This is a genomic window from Actinotalea lenta (assembly GCF_030586465.1).
GTDB lineage: Bacteria > Actinomycetota > Actinomycetes > Actinomycetales > Cellulomonadaceae > Actinotalea > Actinotalea lenta.
Window position 1 is genome coordinate 1,674,692 of record NZ_JAUQYP010000001.1, and the last position, 14,531, is coordinate 1,689,222.

At 72.0% G+C, this 14,531-nt stretch carries 24 protein-coding genes, 2 tRNA genes and 1 pseudogene; 20 read left to right on the forward strand and 7 right to left on the reverse strand.

Going from position 1 to position 14,531, the window contains the following annotated elements; genetic code table 11:
* Positions 1–64: 64 nt before the first annotated feature.
* Complete coding sequence (locus Q6348_RS07925; protein WP_304600760.1) at positions 65–772, reverse strand: helix-turn-helix transcriptional regulator; 708 nt, start codon at positions 770–772, stop codon at positions 65–67.
* Between the two features lie 198 nt (positions 773–970).
* Between Q6348_RS07925 and Q6348_RS07930 the strand changes: the two genes are divergently transcribed.
* A complete protein-coding gene (locus tag Q6348_RS07930) occupies positions 971–1,603 on the forward strand; it encodes a DUF6448 family protein (RefSeq protein ID WP_304600761.1) in 633 nt (210 codons plus the stop codon).
* Complete coding sequence (lepB, locus tag Q6348_RS07935; RefSeq protein ID WP_304600762.1) at positions 1,582–2,043, forward strand: signal peptidase I; 462 nt, start codon at positions 1,582–1,584, stop codon at positions 2,041–2,043. The genes Q6348_RS07930 and lepB overlap by 22 nt, the downstream gene beginning before the upstream one ends.
* Here the strand turns inward: lepB and Q6348_RS07940 are convergent.
* A complete protein-coding gene (locus Q6348_RS07940) occupies positions 1,994–2,662 on the reverse strand; it encodes a Crp/Fnr family transcriptional regulator (protein ID WP_304601940.1) in 669 nt (222 codons plus the stop codon). The two genes, lepB and Q6348_RS07940, sit on opposite strands and share 50 nt — an antisense overlap.
* A gap of 128 nt (positions 2,663–2,790) precedes the next feature.
* Between Q6348_RS07940 and aceE the strand changes: the two genes are divergently transcribed.
* Positions 2,791–5,487: a pyruvate dehydrogenase (acetyl-transferring), homodimeric type gene (gene aceE / locus Q6348_RS07945; RefSeq protein WP_304600763.1), complete on the forward strand. Its 2,697-nt coding sequence runs from the start codon at positions 2,791–2,793 to the stop codon at positions 5,485–5,487.
* 18 nt (positions 5,488–5,505) lie between these two features.
* Here the strand turns inward: aceE and Q6348_RS07950 are convergent.
* Together Q6348_RS07950 and bcp are read right to left on the reverse strand one after the other, a co-directional pair.
* A tRNA-Leu gene (locus tag Q6348_RS07950) sits at positions 5,506–5,587 on the reverse strand.
* A 53-nt stretch (positions 5,588–5,640) separates the two neighbouring features.
* On the reverse strand, positions 5,641–6,108 hold the full coding sequence (gene bcp, locus Q6348_RS07955) for a thioredoxin-dependent thiol peroxidase (RefSeq protein WP_304600764.1): 468 nt from the start codon (positions 6,106–6,108) through the stop codon (positions 5,641–5,643).
* Between the two features lie 158 nt (positions 6,109–6,266).
* Between bcp and Q6348_RS07960 the strand changes: the two are divergent.
* The 3 genes and pseudogenes from Q6348_RS07960 to Q6348_RS07970 all read left to right on the forward strand — a co-directional run bounded on the left by Q6348_RS07960 (position 6,267) and on the right by Q6348_RS07970 (position 7,221).
* A pseudogene (locus Q6348_RS07960) lies at positions 6,267–6,565 on the forward strand (GroES family chaperonin).
* A gap of 142 nt (positions 6,566–6,707) precedes the next feature.
* Positions 6,708–7,046: a hypothetical protein gene (locus Q6348_RS07965; RefSeq protein WP_304600765.1), complete on the forward strand. Its 339-nt coding sequence runs from the start codon at positions 6,708–6,710 to the stop codon at positions 7,044–7,046.
* A gap of 99 nt (positions 7,047–7,145) precedes the next feature.
* Positions 7,146–7,221, forward strand: a tRNA-Lys gene (locus tag Q6348_RS07970).
* On the opposite strand, the gene Q6348_RS15695 is transcribed toward Q6348_RS07970, so the two are convergent.
* Positions 7,184–7,456 (reverse strand): helix-turn-helix domain-containing protein, encoded by a 273-nt coding sequence (locus Q6348_RS15695; RefSeq protein WP_350339677.1) that lies wholly within the window; start codon positions 7,454–7,456, stop codon positions 7,184–7,186. The genes Q6348_RS07970 and Q6348_RS15695 overlap by 38 nt on opposite strands.
* Positions 7,457–7,560: 104 nt before the next feature.
* Here Q6348_RS15695 and Q6348_RS07975 point away from each other — a divergent pair, with 104 nt between their 5' ends.
* Positions 7,561–7,806 carry a helix-turn-helix domain-containing protein gene (locus Q6348_RS07975; RefSeq protein ID WP_304600766.1) on the forward strand — a complete coding sequence of 82 codons (246 nt, stop codon included), beginning with the start codon at positions 7,561–7,563 and terminating at the stop codon, positions 7,804–7,806.
* Positions 7,807–7,985: 179 nt separating this feature from the next.
* On the opposite strand, the gene Q6348_RS07980 is transcribed toward Q6348_RS07975, so the two are convergent.
* Both Q6348_RS07980 and Q6348_RS07985 read right to left on the reverse strand, forming a co-directional pair.
* A complete protein-coding gene (locus tag Q6348_RS07980; protein ID WP_304600767.1) occupies positions 7,986–8,183 on the reverse strand; it encodes a hypothetical protein in 198 nt (65 codons plus the stop codon).
* 276 nt (positions 8,184–8,459) lie between these two features.
* The gene (locus Q6348_RS07985) at positions 8,460–8,711 is read right to left on the reverse strand and encodes a hypothetical protein (protein ID WP_304600768.1); all 252 of its coding nucleotides are present in this window, start codon (positions 8,709–8,711) and stop codon (positions 8,460–8,462) included.
* Positions 8,712–9,009: 298 nt separating this feature from the next.
* On the opposite strand from Q6348_RS07985, the gene Q6348_RS07990 reads away from it, so the two are divergent.
* The 13 genes from Q6348_RS07990 (at position 9,010) to Q6348_RS08050 (ending at position 14,530) form a co-directional block, all read left to right on the forward strand.
* Entirely contained in the window at positions 9,010–9,225 is a 216-nt protein-coding gene (locus Q6348_RS07990) for a hypothetical protein (protein ID WP_304600769.1), read from the forward strand.
* A 35-nt stretch (positions 9,226–9,260) separates the two neighbouring features.
* A complete protein-coding gene (locus Q6348_RS07995; RefSeq protein WP_304600770.1) occupies positions 9,261–9,440 on the forward strand; it encodes a hypothetical protein in 180 nt (59 codons plus the stop codon).
* Between the two features lie 91 nt (positions 9,441–9,531).
* Positions 9,532–9,708, forward strand: coding sequence for a hypothetical protein (locus Q6348_RS08000; RefSeq protein WP_304600771.1), 177 nt, complete (start codon positions 9,532–9,534; stop codon positions 9,706–9,708).
* Positions 9,709–9,770: 62 nt separating this feature from the next.
* Positions 9,771–10,886: a helix-turn-helix domain-containing protein gene (locus Q6348_RS08005; protein ID WP_304600772.1), complete on the forward strand. Its 1,116-nt coding sequence runs from the start codon at positions 9,771–9,773 to the stop codon at positions 10,884–10,886.
* Positions 10,883–11,158, forward strand: coding sequence for a hypothetical protein (locus tag Q6348_RS08010; RefSeq protein ID WP_304600773.1), 276 nt, complete (start codon positions 10,883–10,885; stop codon positions 11,156–11,158). Before Q6348_RS08005 ends, Q6348_RS08010 begins: the two co-directional genes overlap by 4 nt.
* Positions 11,155–11,361, forward strand: coding sequence for a hypothetical protein (locus tag Q6348_RS08015; RefSeq protein ID WP_304600774.1), 207 nt, complete (start codon positions 11,155–11,157; stop codon positions 11,359–11,361). Before Q6348_RS08010 ends, Q6348_RS08015 begins: the two co-directional genes overlap by 4 nt.
* Positions 11,358–11,570 (forward strand): hypothetical protein, encoded by a 213-nt coding sequence (locus Q6348_RS08020; protein ID WP_304600775.1) that lies wholly within the window; start codon positions 11,358–11,360, stop codon positions 11,568–11,570. Before Q6348_RS08015 ends, Q6348_RS08020 begins: the two co-directional genes overlap by 4 nt.
* 278 nt (positions 11,571–11,848) lie before the next feature.
* The gene (locus Q6348_RS08025) at positions 11,849–11,995 is read left to right on the forward strand and encodes a hypothetical protein (RefSeq protein ID WP_304600776.1); all 147 of its coding nucleotides are present in this window, start codon (positions 11,849–11,851) and stop codon (positions 11,993–11,995) included.
* Position 11,996: 1 nt separating this feature from the next.
* Positions 11,997–13,190 carry a hypothetical protein gene (locus Q6348_RS08030; protein WP_304600777.1) on the forward strand — a complete coding sequence of 398 codons (1,194 nt, stop codon included), beginning with the start codon at positions 11,997–11,999 and terminating at the stop codon, positions 13,188–13,190.
* Between the two features lie 2 nt (positions 13,191–13,192).
* The gene (locus tag Q6348_RS08035; protein ID WP_304600778.1) at positions 13,193–13,453 is read left to right on the forward strand and encodes a hypothetical protein; all 261 of its coding nucleotides are present in this window, start codon (positions 13,193–13,195) and stop codon (positions 13,451–13,453) included.
* 14 nt (positions 13,454–13,467) lie between these two features.
* Complete coding sequence (locus tag Q6348_RS08040; protein WP_304600779.1) at positions 13,468–14,031, forward strand: hypothetical protein; 564 nt, start codon at positions 13,468–13,470, stop codon at positions 14,029–14,031.
* 109 nt (positions 14,032–14,140) lie between these two features.
* Positions 14,141–14,380 (forward strand): hypothetical protein, encoded by a 240-nt coding sequence (locus Q6348_RS08045; RefSeq protein ID WP_304600780.1) that lies wholly within the window; start codon positions 14,141–14,143, stop codon positions 14,378–14,380.
* Positions 14,381–14,389: 9 nt separating this feature from the next.
* Positions 14,390–14,530, forward strand: coding sequence for a hypothetical protein (locus Q6348_RS08050; protein ID WP_304600781.1), 141 nt, complete (start codon positions 14,390–14,392; stop codon positions 14,528–14,530).
* Position 14,531: the final 1 nt, after the last annotated feature.

Consider the following 14,531-nt stretch of genomic DNA (forward strand, 5'->3'; position numbering starts at 1 on the left):
CCCCCATGCTGCCAGGTCGTCACCCGGCTCGGACCTCAAGCCTTCCGAGCCCCGGGCGCGGCTTTCAAGGGGGATTGGTCCCGGAGTCGCTGCTCCTCGGGCCGTTGTCGGCGTTCCTCCGGGAGTCACGGTGGGTGTTCACGTGCGCGAGGCAGAGCTGGGGCCCGGTGAACGGTTCGAGTGAGGCCTCCAACGACCCGCCTGACTCCGCGAGCACCGCCTGCATGAGGCCGAGGTGCATCCCGCAGACCACCTCGCGATGCGTGAGCGCGACCTCTCGGAACGGGCAGTGCCGTAGCGCGATCGAGAAGCCCCCGTCGCGCGCCGAGACGTCCGGCCGGAAGCCGGCCTGCACCAGTGCCCGGCGCAGCGTCTCGATCGCGCGGTCCGTGGGGGCGTCCTCCGGCGCCGCATCTCCCGCGGTCTGCCGTGCGACCGCCCGCCCCCACCCGTGGCCGGCGGCGACTGCTCGGGCGTCCGCGTCGGCAGAGGCTGCGACGTGGGCCGCCAGCAGCTCCGCGAGGAGGCGGTAGTTGCGTTCCTCGTCCGGTGCGGCGCATGCCGTGTACAGCACGCGCGGTCGGCCGGGGGAGGCGCGCCGCTCGACCGCGCGGCTGGCACGTCCCTCGTTCGTCAACGCGTCGAGGTGGAAGCGGGCGGTGTTCGGATGCAGTCCGGTCAGAGCCGCGACCTCGGCGGTCCCGAGCCCGTCCGGCGACTGGCGCAAGTGATCGAGGACGAGGTCCCTGCGGGCTCTGGGCGACGCCGTCACGGATCCTCCCAGCTCATCGCCGTACGGGTGTGTCGCTGCACGTCGGGCGGTCGACAGGATTGAAACAAGATTGATAGTAGCAATCCGGGCGCGGTGCGAATCGTCGCCGGGCTGGTGCACCGGAGTTGACCTCCGTCAAGGCAGCACACGCCGGGGCCCTCCTACCTTGACGGCAACGACGACGAAAGGAGCACCGCGATGGCTACGAGAAGGATCCGCGCACTCATCGCTGCGCTGAAGCCGGTGACTGTGCGCGCTCACTGCGACACCGCCGACGGCCCGCTCGTCAAGGACGGCACGCGGGCTCTGCTGACGGGGAACATCAACCACGCCCTCAAGTGGATCCCGGTCCGCGACGAGGACGAGCTGCGTGGGGTCTTCGACAGGGCCCAGCGGGTACGGGGTGCGGCGGGGGAGGCGACATCGCTCGCCGACCAGCTGTTCCTCGAGACGCTCGCGCGAATCCACCGCGTGGCCGAAGGGGCGGGTTTCACCGGCATCAAGCCCAGCGGGACGGAGGTCCCCGCGGTGGTGCGAGCTGCCGACGCCGCGCTCGAGAGCGGGACCGACGCCGACCTGCTGGCGCTGCTCCCCGAGGAGCGGCGGGCGGAGCTCGACCGTCGATTCCTCGCGGCGGGGGCTCTCGCCGACTTCGACGTCGACGATGTCGAGGCCGGGCGCCGCTATCTCGACGCCTACGTCAGCTTCGTCGGGTACGCCGAGGGAGAGGACCGCGACCGCCACATGCACCACGAGCCCGGGCGGGGCCCGGCTGGGTCGTGCTCCGGGCACGAGCATGAGGAGGTCTCGTGTGGCGCCTCGCGCGGGTGACGGGCGTCTCGATGCTGCCCACCTACCGGCCGCAGGACACTGTGCTCCTGCGGCCGGTGGGGCCCGCCGGCCCCTCCCGCGGTGACGTCGCTGTGCTGCGCCGAGGGGCGATGCGACTGGTCAAGCGGGTCGTGGGGCTCGGCGGCGACCGGGTGGAGATGGAAGCCGGACGCCTGTTCGTCAACGGTGTCCCGGTGGACGGCCGTACCCGGGTCCCGGGTCCCGCGACCTGGGTCTGGGACGTACCCGCGGACCGGTGCTTCGTGGTAGGCGACAACGCGGCCGCCTCCGAGGACTCCCGCACGTGGGACGAGCCCTTCGTGCCGACGCAGGACGTCGATGCGGTCGTCCTCGCGCGGCTGCCCGGGCTGCGTCGCAGGACCACCAGGGTCACTCGCCGTCGGCGACCTGCTGCAGCACGTCGGGCTGGTCGATCGTGACCGAGCGCCCGTGACCGACGGTGATGGCACCCGCCTGGGAGAGGTGCCGCAGGGCGCGGCTCAGGCTCTCGGGCGTGGTGTCCAGCACCGAGGCCACGTCCCTCTTGGACAGGGGGAGCGAGACGGTGACGACGGCGCCGCGCCAGCGACCCGGCAGGCCGAGCAGGTAGTGGGCCACGCGCGCCTCCACGCCGCGCGACACGAGCGCGTGCAGCCGGTCCTCCGTCTGCTTCAGGCGCGTCGTGACTGCTGCGAGCATCCGCAGCGCAAGGTCGGGGTGGTCGCCGACGAAGGTTGCGAGGTCGTCGTGGTGGAAGACGCAGACGTGGCAGTCGTCCATGGCCCGACCGGTGTCGGTGGGCGGGTCGGCGCTGAACACCGCGGCCTCACCGGCGAAGTCGCCCGGCGAGAGGACTCGCATGAGGTGCTCGGCTCCGTCGGCCGACAGTCGCGAGACCCGCAGGTGCCCGGTATGGACCACCACGAGTTTCGGTTCGGGGTCGGCCGGGGAGTAGGCGACCGCACCTTCCGGCAGTCGGGTGGCGCGGGCAAGGCCGGCGATCGAGAGCTGGTCACTCGGGGCCAGGGCCGCGAAGACCGGGACTCGCGAGACGCACATGTCGGCCACGAGCCGAGCCTAGGTGCCCGGCCTCGGCCGCCCGAGAGCATCGGTCGACCTGGTGGCTCGGAACCGGATTGACACGACGAGACTTGTGTAAAAGGCAGACATGGGATGACACTGGCTCCATGGACAGCTCGTCGACTCCCGTTCCCCCCACCGATCTCGACGCTGCGGCCGGCGCCCTTGAGGAGCAGGCCGAGTGGATCGAGTCCGTCGACGCGATGATCGCCGCCCGCGGCGTGCAGCCCGCCGGTACCATCCTGGACGAGGTGGTCGGTCGCGCCCGGGCCCGTGGAGTCGGTGTGACCGGGCGCACCGCGTACCGCAACACCATCCCCGACGACCTGGTCCCGCCGTACCCCGGTGACGAGCAGGTCGAGGGCCGCATCAACGCCTACCTGCGCTGGAACGCCATGGCCATGGTGGTGCGCGCGAACAAGCACCACGACGGCATCGGCGGGCACCTGTCCACCTACGCCTCCACGCAGACGCTGTGGGAGGTCGGCTTCGAGCACTTCTTCCACGGGCGCGGTGACCAGGACCAGCGTGTGGTCCCGGGCGACCAGGTCTTCTTCCAGGGGCACGCCAGCCCCGGCATCTACGCCCGGGCGTTCCTCGAGGGCAGGCTGTCGGAGCAGGAGCTGGACCTCTTCCGGCAGGAGGTCACGGGCCCGGTTCGCGGGCTGCCGTCCTACCCGCACCCGCGGGCGATGGGCGACTTCTGGGAGTTCCCGACCGTGAGCCTCGGCATCGGGCCTCTCAACGCCGTCCACCAGGCACGGATGAATCGGTACCTGGCCGCGCGCGGGCTGGTGGACACCGACGCCGCGCACGTGTGGTGCTTCGTGGGAGATGGTGAGACCGACGAGCCCGAGACGTTGGCGGCCATCCGCCTGGCGGCACGTGAACGCCTGGACAACCTCACGTTCGTGGTCAGCTGCAACCTGCAGCGGCTCGACGGACCGGTCCGTGGGAACACCAGGATCGTCGACGAGCTCGAGGGCGTCTTCCGTGGCGCCGGCTGGCGAGTGGTCAAGGTGCTGTGGGGCAGTGAGTGGGAAGCGCTCTTCACCGATCCTGCGGGCCCCCGCCTGCAGGCCCGGCTGGAGGCGATGAACGACGGGGACCTGCAGCGGCTCACCGTGCTGGAGCCCGCAGAGCTGCGCGCGGAGCTGTTCGGCGACGACCCGGCCTTGGCGCGACTGGGGGCATCCCTCGACGACGGCGAGCTCCGGGCCCTGCGGCGCGGCGGCCACGACCCACGCCAGGTCCACGCCGCGTACGCCGACGCTCTGGCGCACCGTGATGGACCCACCGTCGTGCTCGCGCAGACGGTCAAGGGCTATGCCCTGGGCCCGAACTTCGAGGGCCGCAACGCGACGCACCAGATGAAGAAGATGACCGCGGCCCAGCTGAAGATCTTCCGCGACATCCTCGACCTGCCGATCACGGACTCCGAGCTCAGCGACGGACTGCCGCCCTATCTGCGACTGCCCGAGGGCTCCGAGGAGCTCCGGTACCTGCGCGAGCGACGCGCGACGCTCGGTGGGGTGCTGCCCCGCCGCCCGGTGACCGCCGCAGTTCTGCCCTCACAACCCGGCGCGCCGGTGTTCGAGGAGTTCGACGCCGGGTCCTCGGGGCGGCCCACGTCGACGACCGTGGCCTACACCAGGCTCCTCCGCGGTCTGATGCGTGACCCGGAGATCGGCCCGCGCGTGGTCCCTGTCGTGCCGGACGAGGGCCGCAGCTTCGGGTTCGAGGTGCTCTACAGCGAGTTCGGGATCTACGCCCCCGGTGGGCAGCGCTACACGCCGGTGGATGCCGGGCTCCCGCTGTCCTATCGGGAGGCCGCGGCGGGACAGGTGCTCCAGGTCGGCATCACCGAGGCCGGCGGCCTCGGTGACTTCACCGCTGCGGCCACCGCGGGCGCGACCTGGGACACGGCCGTGATCCCCTTCTTCACCTACTACTCGATGTTCGGGTTCCAGCGCGTCGGGGACCTGATCTGGGCGCTGGCCGACGCGCGCGGCCGGGGCTTCCTCGCCGGCGCGACCGCAGGACGGACCACCCTGTCCGGCGAAGGCGTTCAGCACACCGACGGCTCGTCGCACCTCGCCGCACTGGCGGTGCCGTCGTGCCGGGCCTACGACCCCGGCTACGCCTACGAGACCGCCACGATCGTGCGCGACGGGATCAGGCGGATGTACGGCCAGGGTGAGGAGTGCTTCTACTACCTCACGCTCTACAACGAGAACTACGCCCAGGCCGCCAAGCCGTCCGTCTCGGGTGTGCCCGGGGTCGACGTCGACGACGCGATCGTCGCGGGCCTCTACCGGCTCGACGCCGCTCCCGAGGACCAGCCGGCGCAGGTGCGCCTGCTCGCGTCCGGGCCCTCGGTGCTCGCCGCGCGCCAGGCCAGGGATCGGCTGGCGCAGGAGCACGGGATCGCGGCCGAGGTCTGGTCGGTCACGAGTTGGAAGGCGCTGCGCGACGACGCCCTGGAGACCGAACGGTGGAACCGCGAGCACCTCTCCGGGCCCCGACGCACCAGCTACCTGCGACGGGCTCTGTCGACGTCGGTCCCCACCGTCGCTGTCACCGACTACGTCACTGCTCTGCCGGACCAGCTCGCCAGGTTCGTGCGCGCCCCGTTCACCGCGCTGGGCACCGACGGCTACGGGTGGTCCGACACGCGCGAGGCCCTCCGTGCGCACTTCGGGACCGACGCCGACGGGATCGCTTCAGCGACGCTCGCTCTCCTCGCCGAGAACGACGCGGACGGCCGACCCCAGCCCGCACCGACGATCCCTCTCGTCGCATGAGGAAGCGGGCGACCACCGTGCGCGAGGCGGGACTCGAACCCGCACGCCCGGGGGCACCAGGACCTAAACCTGGCGCGTCTGCCAGTTTCGCCACTCGCGCGTCAGGGTGAGCCTAGGGCTTCGTCCCGCCGGTGCGGACCACGCGAGCGTGTCTCAGTCGAGCCCGAGCTGGCGCCGCAGCGCGGAGACGTGGCCGCTGGCCCGCACGTTGTACTTCGCGACCCGGACGGTGCCGTCGGCGTCGATGACGAAGGTGGAGCGGATCACGCCCTCGACCACCTTGCCGTACAGCTTCTTCTCCCCGAACGCCCCGTACGCCTCGAGCACGCTGCGCTCGGGGTCCGAGGCCAGCGGGTAGGTGAGTTGCTCCTGCTCGGCGAACTGGGCAAGGCGCTCGACGGGATCCGGGGAGATGCCGATCACCGTGTATCCCGCACCCTGGAGCGAGGCGTAGGAGTCGCGGAAGTCGCATGCCTCGGTCGTGCACCCGGGGGTCATGGCGGCGGGGAAGAAGAACACCACCACACCCGTGCCGCGCAGGTCGGAGAGGGTCACCGACCCACCGTCGGCGGTCGGCAGGGTGAAGTCAGGAGCGGGTGATCCGACGTCCAGGCGGGTCATGGCGGTCCTTCCTCGGGGAGGGGTTGCCAGCCTAGCCGCGGCACGGCCCCGTCGCGGGCGCAAGGCGCGGAGGCGCGGACGTCCCCCCTCGCGCGCCGCGCGGGCCGCGGAGCCGGTAGCGTCGGCCCGTGCCCGGAACACCGACCCCCGCCGTTCGGATGCTGCACGACCGCGTCCTGGTCCGACCGGATGCCGAGTCCGCGGAGCGGATGTCCGGTTCGGGCATCGTCATCCCGGCGACGGCGAGCGTGGGCCGTCGGTTGGTGTGGGGCACCGCCGTGTCGATCGGGCAGTACGTGCGCCAGGTCGAGGTCGGCGACCGGGTATCCTGTTCGACCCGGAGGACCGTGCCGAGGTGGAGCTCGCGGGCGTCGACTACGTGCTCCTTCGAGAGCGGGACGTCCACGGCGTCGCCGACCCGGCCGTGGGCGGGGAGCGCACCGGCCTGTACCTGTGACGGGCCGTCCGGGTGAGTGCGTGCGCACGGCCCTTGTGCCGCAGTCCCCGCTCGGAGATGATCGGCGCGTCTTGCGACGTTGCGCCCGGCCCGGGTGGATGGTGCAGTAGGGGATCTCCCCGGTCCGGACAGGAGAGGTGACGTGGACGCGAAGCCTGAGGAGCGCGCGCAGGCGCCCGGTGAGGACGCCCGGCGCGCTGCCGAGCGCGCGCCCGACGCCGAGCAGATCGGCACGTCGCAGGCCGCGGAGGACGAGTCCGGCGAGACCGAGGAGAAGGTGCTCAGCGCCGAGATGATGCACCTCCTGCACGAAGGGATCCCGCTCGCGCTCCTGGCGGACCTGGCCAGCCCTGGGGGTCCGCACTCGCCGGACATCCTGGAGGACGAAGGCCTCCCCGACGTCGAGTGGTGGGGTCCGCACGACGGAGGTGTGGCGCCCTCGGAGCAGACTGAGGAGCCGTTGGCGGGCGAGGAGTCCTGACCGCGGGCGGTGCCCGGCGGGTACGCCGCGGAGCGCTCGCAGGCCACCCGACCAGCGGTTTCGTCGCTGCGCAGACCCGGTGCTACGCTTCATCACCGCGCGCCATTAGCTCAATTGGCAGAGCAGCTGACTCTTAATCAGCGGGTTCGGGGTTCGAGTCCCTGATGGCGCACCAGCAACTCCGTGGGGTCCATCCCGAACAGCTCGGCGAACCTCTGCACGTCATCCAGGTTCAGTCGCGTGCGCCCATTTAACCGGTCCGAGACGGCCTGCTGTGACATGCCCACCAGGGCCGCAGCGCGGCGGGCGGATAGCCGCCGCCGCCCGAGTTCGGCCGTGATGTTCGCGAGCACGACGTCGTTCAGGCGATCCGGGCTCGGTGCGGGTAGCGGGGTGATCGCAATGCTCATGGCCTGAGGTTACCGCGTTCGGCGGTGAAAGTTGCCAAGTCAACCGAGTTGAACTGCGGCGTGTCTCCACCAGAGTTACCGCGTTTGGTGGTCAGATCGGCGCCATGCCAGACATCGCGTCGAACGTCACCGCCACGGTGCGCCAGGTGCTGCGCGAACGGCACCTCTCCCAGGAGCAGCTAGGCGAGGTGCTCGGGCTGTCCCAGCAGGCCGTGTCCGACCGCCTCCGTGGACGCACTCGCTTCTCGTTGCGCGACCTCGATGCCCTTGCTCGGCATCTCGGTGTCCCCGTCGCTGAGCTGCTCGAGGCGCCGGCGTCGTTGGTGGCGCCGATGGGGCGTGCCTCGTGAGTGCCGTGGTGCGCGTGGTCGAACAGCGCCTCACGGACACGTTCAGCGTGATCCAGCTCGCCCGTGCGGCGCGAGCGCTGGACAACTACGGCATGGATGGCGTGACGCCGTTGCGTGAGGCGGTGCGGCGACAGCTGTACGCCGCGGCCGCGGCCGCGGTCGCGCTCGAGGTGGGGGCGTCAGCCGAGAACCGCGATCGGGATCTCGCGGCCGACGAGGAGCTTGACCTCTGTCTGGCCGTGCTTCGCGATGAGCCATCCGGTCCCCGACTCGTTGTCCGCGCGGTCGCGGATGAGGCGATCGATCGTCTGCACGACCTGGCTCGAGAACTGGTCCGGGACGTCGAACGTGGTGCCGGCGTAGATGACGGTAGCCATGGGAATCCTCCTGCGGTTGGTGCCTTCGGTGCGCTCACACCGGACGGCGATACCCCGACCGTAGGGACCCCCGCCGACACGTCGCCTCGTCCTGCGGTGGGCGGCGTGTCGGCGGTGCGGGATGAGGACGCGTCATGAACGGCGTCGCCACCGCGGAGGTCGCGGCGGGTGCGGTGACCTTGGGGGCTATCGAATCCGGCGCGGTGACCTTGGGGGCTATCGAATCCGGCGCGGTGACCTTGGGGGCTATCGAATCCGGCGCGGTGACCTTGGGGGCTATCGAATCCGGCGCGGTGGATTTGGGCGCTCGTCCGGATCGGCAAGGTGGACCAGCGCCCACCAGGGCAGTAGGTGGGGGCGCACGTAGACCGTCGTCTCCTCGAGCCGGTCGCCGGGTACGACGCGGACTTCGATCGGTGCGGCGGTCTCGACTCCTGCAGAGAGGCGTGCTCGGACGTCTTCGGGGTCCTCGGTTGCTGCCAGCCGCCAGTTCGGTTCGCTCGCCCCGAGCAGCAGGTGGTGGGCCATCGTCGTCTCCTTCGGTTCGGACGGCCCGGCTGGATACCGGCGCCGTCGACGGTGCGCCGGGCGCTGGAACGCCTGGCGCAGTGGTCCCGACCGTAGGAGCACCCGCCGACACTGCCCCGGGCACGTCTTCCCCGGGCGCTGGTGAGGTGGATGCCCCGGCCGGCGACGGGTCGTCGCCGGCCGGCGGCCTTGGGTGCTCCGGTGTGCGCTCATGAGCGGGCCTGTGATCCCGGCCGGGGCGGATCGGTCTGAGCGGACCAGCTGCTGGGCGACGCACTACTGCGACGGGTGTGACGGGGTGATCCCGCCCGGACAGGAGCACTACGACCACGCCCGCGTCCACCCCTGCGAGCGGTGCGAACGCGCCGTCGAGACAGGTCAGAAGCCGCCCTACCACGGGCACGTGGTCACGATCTTGCACGAGTGCCTGGCGTGCGCGGTGCGCAACGGCCGGCCCGAGGTAGCCGACTCGGAGACCGCTGAGCAGCCGCTAGACCTGGGCGGCATCGCGTGATCCGGCGCAGCGTCAGGCGTTCCGCCGAGCCGTGGGTGGTGCCGGGAAAGGGCGGGATCAGCTACACCCTGTCGGCTCAGCGTCCGGTCGCTTCGATCGACCGGCACCTGGGCAGTCTCGCGCTCGCGTGGCGGCGTACCGGGGTGTGGAACAGCGACATCGACGCACTGCTGGACGCGCGGCTGTTCCTGACGGCGCGGGGAGTGGGCCTGTGATCCGCTCTCTGATCCGATTCGCCTTCTACAGCGTGTGCGCGTTGGTGCTGCCGGCCGCGGTCGCGCTGGCGGCGGCCTGGGCGGGCCCGTCATGAGCGGCGCCCTGGTCGGCTTCGGCCTGGCCGTGCTGCTCGCCGGCGCCGTGAGCTCCGCGTGCGACTGGCCCACGGCGGACCGTGGTGAGCGGGCCGCCATTGTCGTTGCCGTCGCCGCGGTGCTCCTCGCGGCCGCGGCCGCGGTTGCCTTCCTCGCGGATCGGGTGGGGTGAGGCCGGCCCCCAGTGCCAGCGTTCTAGAAGACCTGCAACCCGCCCTCGGGCGGGACTTTGGCATGCCCGGGGGCTTCCGGGTGCGGGTCTCTCGCCGGCACGAGGCCCGCCAGTCGGTCGTGGCGCGGGCGATCCCGGAGGGCTCGTCCCGGGCCCCGTCGCAGCGGGCGTTCCTCGAGGCGGTCGCGGCGTGCGGGGCGCTGGACGAGTTGCGCGCGGACGGGCGGGCCACGGTGCTCGAGGTGGCCCGCCACCTGGCCTGGTGGGCCGACTGGGACACGATCACGTCCCGACCTACCTGGGCGGTGCTGTGCGAGCGCACCGGGCGCTCACGGGCGACGGTGGCGCGTGCTCTGGCGCGGCTGCGCGCGGTGGGCTTGGTGGGTGTGGTGGCCACCGGCCGGTCGGCCGCCTACCAGCCCGCCGCGCGGGACGCGGGCGTGGCCGAGGCTGCGGTGTACGTGCTGTGCGTGCCTAGCCCGCTGGCGGCTGTGGACGAAGATGAGACCCCCACGGGTCTACCCGCTGTGAGTGGAACTCACCCCCCGCGCGCGCGAGAGAGCGAACCACCATCGGAGCCGCTGCGCGGCCGTCTGTCGGCGCCTGCGGCGCGTGGCGCGGGGCTCGAGCGCGTGGACGGCCCGGTCGGGCGGCCGGCAGGTGGCGACCGGCCGGGTCTCAGACGCAAGGACGACAGGATGGCGGCCGCCTTGGCCCTGTCAAGGGCCGTTCGCGCTCGGACCCCGGCGTTGCGGGGCATCTCCGAGCGGTACGTGGCCTGGGTGGTGCGTGACTTCGCCGACGCCGGCTGGTCGGCCGGCGAGCTGCTCGCAGCGATCGATCGGCGACCCGACGGCCGGCCCTGGCCCTACGACGGGGCCACGGGCATCGACCCGCACAACCTCGCCGCGTGGCTGACCTGGCGCCTGTCGGCGTGGCGTGACAAGACCGGCGCGCCGATGGCCTCCCCGGGCCAGGTCGCCGCGGCCGAGGCCCGCGAACGCCTCGCCGCGCAGCTGGCCGAGCGGGCCAGGCGCGACGCCGCGGCCGCCGAGCGGAACGCGGCCGGCGCGGTCCGTGACGCTCTCGGTCCCGGGCACCTCGAGGCGCGCCGGGTGCTGGACGAGCTCGCCCGGGCCCGCTCCCGCCGGCCCCGCGGCACCTGGCGGGCCCCGTGAAGCTGCCCGTGCACCAGATGAGCACCCCGGCGCTGGCCCAACGCCGTGCCGAGCTGATGCGCGCCCGGTACCGGATCGACGTCGAGCTGCGCCGGGTGACCGGCGTCCTGCTTGAGCGGGACCGGGCCAACCGGCCCAAGCCGATCACCCACGGGGCAGCCGGCTACCGGCGCGGGTGCCGCTGCCCGGTGTGCACCGCCGGCAAGACGAACGAGAAGCGCCGCGAGCGGGCCGCCCGGTCCGCCGACACCAACCCCGGGAGGGAACGATGAACACCACGATCGTCAAGTGGATCGGCCGCGGCCTGATCGCCGGCACGATCTTCGCCCTGCACGCCAACATCGTGCGCACCGCCTACGCCGCCGGGCACGTCCGTGGCCGGGTGCGCGGGATGCTGGACGTGACCGCGCTGGATCCGGACCGGTTCGAAGACGCCGAGTCGTGCCTGTTCAGCATCGACCGGTCGCTGCGATGACCGAGCTGTACGCGGCGACGGGCCGGCACCTGCGGGCGGTGACGCTCGAGGACGTGCGTCTGGACCTGGCGGAGTTCCTGCGCAACCCGGGCCGGCGCTACCGGGGTAGGCACTCCACCGGGGAGGTTCCCGAGGTGACGGCGGCGCTGATCTGGGAGGCAAGTGGCCTGGTCAGCGACCTGGACGCGGGGGCTAGTTCGCCACGGTGAGCGGGCCGGGGGTGTCGGGACGTTGGTTGACCCGCCACCCCCGGCTTTCCACGGTGAGCGTGTCGCACCGGTTGGACCTCGTGCGGCTCGCACCTCATCCCGGGGGGGTTCTGGGTGCGGGCCGTTCGTGGTCCCACCGGTGGTGTAGGTCCCCGAACCGAGGAGTCGTTGTGTCCATCAAGAACCTGCTGCTGACGGCCGGCGTCGCCCTGGTCGTCGTCGTGGCCTACGAGAAGTCCAAGGGCAAGGTGCCCGGTCTGAAGATGGCGCCCTGACCCATGAGGGCGCCGCGTCAGCTGATGTTCTGGGTCGCCGTCGGCGGCGTCTCGATCATCAGCACCACCCTGTTCAACATCGCCGCCGACCGTCTGCCGATCCCCGGGCTGCAGACACTCAACGCCTACAACACCCGGAGGAACGGCTGACATGCCCACTGTCACGCGCGAGACCGGCACGCAGCGCTACATGCAGGGCGTGGCTGTGCCGGCAGAGTCCGTCAACCCCGCCGAGTTCTTCCGGCGCACCCGCCGCCACACGGCGACCGAGCGCACCGAGAACTACTCGAGCGCCAACCCCCAGCCCTCGATCACGTTCCCGCTGCTGCGGTCGGACATCCTGGCCGGGATCAACATCCGGTTCGTCGGCACGGTGACCACCGTCAAGGGCGCCGGGACGGTGGCCACGGCCCGCCGCTGGCCCTACGACCTGCTCAAGGCCGTGAAGTTCTCGGCCAACGGGGTCTCCAACCTCATCAACGTCTCCGGGGCCAAGCTCAAGGCCCGCGAGGTGATGAAGAAGGGCGACCAGGACGACCGTGGTGTGTCGCGCACCATCGGCGCGGCCGCGGTCACGCAGGGCACCCTGTCGATGGCCTCGGAGTCCTGGGGCGTCGGCTCCGGGGAGACCGGCATCGCGGACGCCACCTACGACGTGGACGTGACCTGGCCCGTGCCGGTCGCCGAGGACGAGATCGACCTCGCCGGTGCGATCTTCCTGGCCACCTCGAGCACCGACCTGTCGCTGACGATCGACCTGGCGACCGTGGCCGAGCTGTTCGCGCTGACCTCCGACGCCGCGGTGACCGTGGCCGGAACCTTCCAGATCGAGACCACGAAGTACTCGATCCCGATCGGCCCGAACGGTCAGATCGTGGTGCCGGACCTGTCGCTGTTCCACTCGCTGATCCAGTCCCGCACGACCGAGCTCGGCAACGCCGAGAACGAGTCCGTGATCGTGGGCTCGGGCGCCGGCCAGTCCCTCCTGCGCATCTTCTGGCAGGTGTGGAACGGTGCCGGGACCGCGGCGGCCCCGCTGGTGCAGAACGACGCCAACTTCGGTCTGCAGGCGTGGCGCTACGGCTCCAACGAGACCCCCGACCGGGTGGTGTCCGGCGCCCGGATGCGGCAGAAGGCCGAGCGGCTGACCAACTGCGACCTGGGCGGCCAGTACGGCTTCGGCCTGATCGACTTCGCCGCGGAGAACGCCTTCCGCGACGTGGTGGACCTGGGCACGACCGCCGACTTCCGCCTGGTGACCACCATCGGTGACGGCGTGGTGCTCGCGAGCCCCGCGCTCGAGTACGTCACCGAGAAGGTCTACCTGTCGGGTCAGGCCGCCTGACCATGGCAGCCGACTGGACCGCCCAGCCGGCCGGGGCCCGTTTCGGGCTCACGGCCGGCGGGGCGGCGACCCCGCAGCACACCGAGACGTCCTCGATCCCGGCGCCGTCGGCGGCCGAGCAGCACGCCCGGGAGCTCTGGCACCCGGACTCCCCGCTGCTGTGGTTCGCCGGCATCGCCGCGATCACGTTCGGGTTCATGGCCGTGTCCACCAACGTCCGGGTCGGCAAGGCCAAGGCGTCGGTGGCGCTGGGCAAGTCCTGACCCAAGGAGCACTCGTGACGTTCGCAGCCCCAGCAGCTCGGGCGGTCGCCGGCAAGGCGGCCGGCCGCGCTGCTGCGCGCTCGAGCGCCAAGGCCGCGGCCGGCAAGGCGGCCAAGGCCACCACCGCCAGCGACCGCGCCAAGCAGCTGCTGGCCGCGGGCACCTCGAGGACGGACACGGCCCGGATCATCCGTGACGAGTACGGTTCGACGCTCGCCGAGGCCCGGTCCGTGCTGCCCCCCGCACAGCCCAGCACGCCCCCCACGCCACCGGTTGAGAACGCAGAGCCCGGCCGGCCGGACGCGGCCTCCCCGTCCGGCCGGCCGGCGCCACGGCCCACCTCCGGGGGCGCCAGCGCCACGATCGGTGGCCTGGTCCTGGGCGTGCTGGCCTGGGCGGTCGGTCTGACGTGGCTGCGCTCGGGCCCGGGCGGGGTCAAGGCGCTGCTGGCGGCCAAGTTCCTCAACCGGACCGGTGCCGCCGCCCCTGCAACCGCGGGAGGCTCGGGCCGCTCCGGCTTCGGGTCCTCCGGCCAGGCCGGCGGCGGCGCCTCGGACTCGGGGGGTGGGTCGTGGTGAAGGGTTCGGCGGCCGGCGGCGCGGTGCTGATGATCCTGGGCGTGTGGGTCATCACGCAGGTCGTGGCCGGCAACGCGCTGCAGCGCCTGGGGATCGTGGGGTCCAGCTCGTGAGGGCGCTCACCTCGGCCCTGACCGCTGGCCTCGGTCTGATCGCCCTGCAGGCCATCGTGTCCCGCGGCGGATCGGGGCGCGTGGGCCAGGCGTTCGCCGGCCTGCAGTCCGTCATCAACAGGGCCCTTGACCCCACCGTGCCGGCGGTCCCGGACCGGCGCACCACCACCAGCACGCCCACCGTCACACCGTCGTCGTTCACCGGACCGTCGCTGCCCGCCCCGGTCAGCGCCTGAGGAGGAACCATGCTTCGCCAGATGCTCAAGTACGGCACGGGGCTCATCGCGCTGTACCTGGTCGTGTTCAACGCCGAGGGCGCCCGGAAGGTCATCGCCGAGGGCGCGCGCGGCGGTATCGGCACGATCAAGGCTTTCCAGGGTCGCTGAG

Excerpts from the sequence above, each read along its gene's own strand:
- Q6348_RS08005 (WP_304600772.1), top strand. The coding sequence starts at position 9,771 with ATGCCCGGGGGCTTCCGGGTGCGGGTCTCTCGCCGGCACGAGGCCCGC.
- bcp (WP_304600764.1), bottom strand. The coding sequence starts at position 6,108 with ATGACCCGCCTGGACGTCGGATCACCCGCTCCTGACTTCACCCTGCCG.
- Q6348_RS15695 (WP_350339677.1), bottom strand. The coding sequence starts at position 7,456 with ATGAGCATTGCGATCACCCCGCTACCCGCACCGAGCCCGGATCGCCTG.
- Q6348_RS08030 (WP_304600777.1), top strand. The coding sequence starts at position 11,997 with ATGCCCACTGTCACGCGCGAGACCGGCACGCAGCGCTACATGCAGGGC.
- Q6348_RS07940 (WP_304601940.1), bottom strand. The coding sequence starts at position 2,662 with ATGTGCGTCTCGCGAGTCCCGGTCTTCGCGGCCCTGGCCCCGAGTGAC.
- Q6348_RS07930 (WP_304600761.1), top strand. The coding sequence starts at position 971 with ATGGCTACGAGAAGGATCCGCGCACTCATCGCTGCGCTGAAGCCGGTG.
- Q6348_RS08025 (WP_304600776.1), top strand. The coding sequence starts at position 11,849 with ATGAGGGCGCCGCGTCAGCTGATGTTCTGGGTCGCCGTCGGCGGCGTC.
- Q6348_RS08000 (WP_304600771.1), top strand. The coding sequence starts at position 9,532 with ATGAGCGGCGCCCTGGTCGGCTTCGGCCTGGCCGTGCTGCTCGCCGGC.
- Q6348_RS08015 (WP_304600774.1), top strand. The coding sequence starts at position 11,155 with ATGAACACCACGATCGTCAAGTGGATCGGCCGCGGCCTGATCGCCGGC.
- Q6348_RS08035 (WP_304600778.1), top strand. The coding sequence starts at position 13,193 with ATGGCAGCCGACTGGACCGCCCAGCCGGCCGGGGCCCGTTTCGGGCTC.
- Q6348_RS08050 (WP_304600781.1), top strand. The coding sequence starts at position 14,390 with ATGCTTCGCCAGATGCTCAAGTACGGCACGGGGCTCATCGCGCTGTAC.
- Q6348_RS07985 (WP_304600768.1), bottom strand. The coding sequence starts at position 8,711 with ATGGCCCACCACCTGCTGCTCGGGGCGAGCGAACCGAACTGGCGGCTG.
- Q6348_RS07975 (WP_304600766.1), top strand. The coding sequence starts at position 7,561 with ATGCCAGACATCGCGTCGAACGTCACCGCCACGGTGCGCCAGGTGCTG.
- Q6348_RS07980 (WP_304600767.1), bottom strand. The coding sequence starts at position 8,183 with ATGGCTACCGTCATCTACGCCGGCACCACGTTCGACGTCCCGGACCAG.
- Q6348_RS08020 (WP_304600775.1), top strand. The coding sequence starts at position 11,358 with ATGACCGAGCTGTACGCGGCGACGGGCCGGCACCTGCGGGCGGTGACG.
- aceE (WP_304600763.1), top strand. The coding sequence starts at position 2,791 with ATGGACAGCTCGTCGACTCCCGTTCCCCCCACCGATCTCGACGCTGCG.